We start from the raw sequence: 3345 nt of genomic DNA on the forward strand, positions 1-3345 counted from the left end.
GCCCCCAGCAGTCTCGCTGGGGGCCCCTCCGGCGTTCTACGGGTCAGTCTCGCTCCGGCGGGAACGGCTGACGAGGTGCTGGGCCGCAGCTTCGACCGCGCCCCGTCAGGGGCGCGGGGAACCGCGCGACCAGCCCACCACGACCCGCACTCTGTACGTGGCCGAAGCGGAGCGCTTACGCCTCGTCGCGGCGCAGCGACGACTTGAGCTCCTTGAAGCGACCGAGCAGGCCGTTCACAAAGGCAGGCGACTCATCCGTGGAGAACTCCTTGGCAAGCTGCACGGCCTCGTCGAGCACCACGGCGTCCGGAGTCTCATCGACCCAGAGCAGCTCGTACGCACCGAGGCGCAGGATGTTGCGGTCGACGACCGGCATCCTGTCGAGCGTCCAGCCGACCGCGTACTGCGAGATGAGCTCGTCGATGCGCCGCTCGTACTTCGCGTAGCCCTCGACGAGCTGCATCGTGTACTCGCTCACCGGCGGCTGCCGGGTGTCGGTCCGGGAGTGCCGGATCCAGTCACCCAGGACCGTCTGGACGTCCACGCCGCGCTGGTCTCCCTCGAAAAGGATCTGGAAGGCGCGCTTGCGGGCCGTGTTGCGGGCAGCCACGGTTAGCTGTTCACCCGGCCGAGGTAGTCGCTCGTGCGGGTGTCGACCTTGATCTTCTCACCGGTGGTGATGAAGAGCGGCACGTTGATCTGGTGGCCGGTCTCCAGGATGGCGGGCTTGGTGCCGCCGGTGGAGCGGTCGCCCTGGACACCCGGCTCGGTCTCCTGGACGACGAGCTCGACGGCGGCCGGCAGCTCGACGAAGAGCACCTCGCCCTCGTGCTGCGCGACGGTGGCGGTGAAGCCCTCGATCAGGAAGTTGGCGGCGTCGCCGACGGCCTTGCGGTCGACCATGAGCTGGTCGTAGGTCTGCATGTCCATGAAGACGAAGTACTCGCCGTCCATGTACGAGAACTGCATGTCGCGCTTGTCGACAGTGGCCGTCTCGACCTTGACGCCGGCGTTGAACGTCTTGTCGACGACCTTGCCGGAGAGCACGTTCTTGAGCTTGGTGCGCACGAAAGCCGGGCCCTTGCCGGGCTTGACGTGCTGGAACTCGACGACGGACCAGAGCTGGCCGCCTTCGAGCTTGAGCACCAGGCCGTTCTTGAGGTCGTTCGTGGAAGCCACGGTTGCGGAATCTCCTGGACTGACGTGGACGACCCCGGGGCAGGCGCGACAGCTCGAAGCTAGAGCGCGAGCAGCTCCTTGGTCGTGATGGTGAGTAGCTCGGGTCCGCCGTCCGCCTCAGGGCGCACGACGAGCGTGTCATCGATCCGGACACCGCCCCGGCCCGGGAGGTGGACCCCCGGTTCGACGGTGACCGGCACGCAAGCGTCCAGTTTACCCATGGCCGCGGGGGCCAGCTGCGGGTCCTCGTCGATTTCGAGCCCGACACCGTGCCCGGTCAGCGGCGGAAGGCCTTCCGCATACCCCGCGGAACCGAGTACCTGGCGGGCCGCGCGGTCCACGTCACGGTAGGCGGCGCCGGGTACGAGGGCCTCACGGCCGGCGCGCTGGGATGCGAAGACGAGGTCGTACAGCTCGATCTGCCAGTCGGCCGGCGAGGTGCCGATGACGAAGGTACGGCCGATCTCGCAGCGGTAGCCGCGGTAGGTCGCACCCAGGCAGACGGAGAGGAAATCGCCCTCCTCGACCCGGCGGTCGGTGGGGCAGTGGCCACGACGGCCGGAGTTCGGCCCTGTGCCGACCGAGGTCGTGAAGGCCGGGCCGTCGGCGCCGTGGTCGACGAGACGGCGTTCCAGTTCCAGGGCGAGGTGGCGTTCGGTGCGGCCGACGAGGATCGACTCGAGGAGTTCGCTCAGTGCCTGATCGGCGATCTCCGAGCCGATCCGCAGGCAGGAGATCTCCTCCTCGTCCTTGATCACGCGCAGCTGCTCGACGGCTCCGCCGAGGTTGCCGAGGCGCAGCCGTGGTGCCACCGAGCCGATCGCCCGGTGCCGGGCCACGGTCAGGTGGTGCTCCTCGACGGCGAGGGACTCGGCGCCCTGGGCCGCGGCGAGATCCGCCGCGGCGACGGCGGGGTCGCCGCCGGGGCTCGGCAGCGCGTGCACGCGGAGGGCCTCGTCCGGACGGCCCTCGTCGGCGGCGGTCTCGGGGGGACCGCCGTACACGAGCAGGTCCTCGGTCTTGCCCAGCAGGAGGACGGCGCCGTGGGGCGCCACGCCCGCGAGGTAGCGGACGTTGGCGGGGCGGGAGACCAGTGCCGTGGCGCTGCCGCTCGAGTTGCAGCGTTCCCTCAGCCGCTCGCGGCGGGTCGCGTAGACCTCTGACATGACCCGAGCGTATGAGCTCCGCGGGGTTGGCGCCGGTTGAGGGAGGCCGAGTGGGCGGGTGCCGAACGGGGGACGGGGTGGGCTCGACGGTTGTGTGCCGGGTGCGGGGCTGTGGGGGCTTGTCGCGCCCACGCGGCGGAGCCGCATATTGACACAGCCCCGCGCCCCTGGGTGGGGTGGGTTCAGCCCCTTTTAAAAGTTCCCTACCACTGTGGGGGGCTCGCGATCGACCTCGCCAGTACGTCGTCCAGGACCCGCGCCGTGGTGGGTACGTCGAGCTGGGAGTTGTCGATGATCGGCAGGCCCGATCCGTACCAGCCGGCCATCCGGCCGTGGATGCGGGCGACTTCCTCGTCGGTGAGGCGGCGGTTTCCGGAGCGCTCGGCGTTGCGCTCCAGGACTATCTCCAGGCCCGGCAGCAGAACGACCGGCAGCAGGCCGGGGCCGACGTGCCGCTTCCAGCCGCCGAGGCCGACGACGGGCCGGTCGGGGAAGACGGCGTCGTCGAGGATGCAGGAGATGTTGTTGGCCAGGAAGTTGCGGGCCGCGAAGCCGCAGGTGCGGCGGGCGAGACGATACTGCGCCTCCGAGTTGTCGTTCCACCCCGACTGCGGGTCGGCGAAGCCCGAGCGCACCCATTCGCGTACGTCGTCCAGGCTGATGTGCGCGGTGGGCACCCGGCGGTGGTCCGCCCAGTACTTGGCGACGCTGGTCTTGCCCGCGCCGGCGGGGCCGATGAGCAGGACGGCGAGCGTCGTGGACGTCGGGTCGGGCGTGCCGGTCGCGGGCGGCGCGCTCGGCATCGGGACGGGTCCGCCCGGCGGCAGCTGGACATGGCCCGTGGTGTCCGGCGTCGGCGGCGCGGGAGCGTGGTGCGGGACGGGGTGGTGCGGTGCGGGCGCGTGGCCGGGCGGGTGCGGGGCGGCGGGCCCGGTCGGCGCTCCGGCGAAACCCGGCGGCGGGCCTGCGGGCGCGGGGCCCGCGGGCCGGCTCGCAGGCG

Annotated in this window: 4 protein-coding genes; all 4 read right to left on the reverse strand. The window is 71.2% G+C overall.

Translation table 11 applies throughout. From position 1 onward, the window contains the following. Positions 1-175 precede the first annotated feature (175 nt). On the reverse strand, positions 176-610 hold the full coding sequence (gene nusB / locus GAS53_RS54635) for a transcription antitermination factor NusB (protein WP_151485271.1): 435 nt from the start codon (positions 608-610) through the stop codon (positions 176-178). Positions 611-612: 2 nt separating this feature from the next. After that, the gene (efp, locus tag GAS53_RS54640) at positions 613-1179 is read right to left on the reverse strand and encodes an elongation factor P (RefSeq protein WP_151485272.1); all 567 of its coding nucleotides are present in this window, start codon (positions 1177-1179) and stop codon (positions 613-615) included. Between the two features lie 59 nt (positions 1180-1238). Then, complete coding sequence (locus GAS53_RS54645) at positions 1239-2345, reverse strand: aminopeptidase P family protein (protein ID WP_151485273.1); 1107 nt, start codon at positions 2343-2345, stop codon at positions 1239-1241. Positions 2346-2548: 203 nt separating this feature from the next. Further along, a partial coding sequence (locus GAS53_RS54650; RefSeq protein ID WP_151485274.1) for an AAA family ATPase occupies positions 2549-3345 on the reverse strand: 797 nt, incomplete at its 5' end.

The organism is Streptomyces albicerus (assembly GCF_008905045.1).
Lineage (GTDB): Bacteria > Actinomycetota > Actinomycetes > Streptomycetales > Streptomycetaceae > Streptomyces > Streptomyces albicerus.

Bases quoted from the DNA above. Each gene is read 5' to 3' on its own strand.
- GAS53_RS54645 (WP_151485273.1), bottom strand. From the start codon at position 2,345: ATGTCAGAGGTCTACGCGACCCGCCGCGAGCGGCTGAGGGAACGCTGC.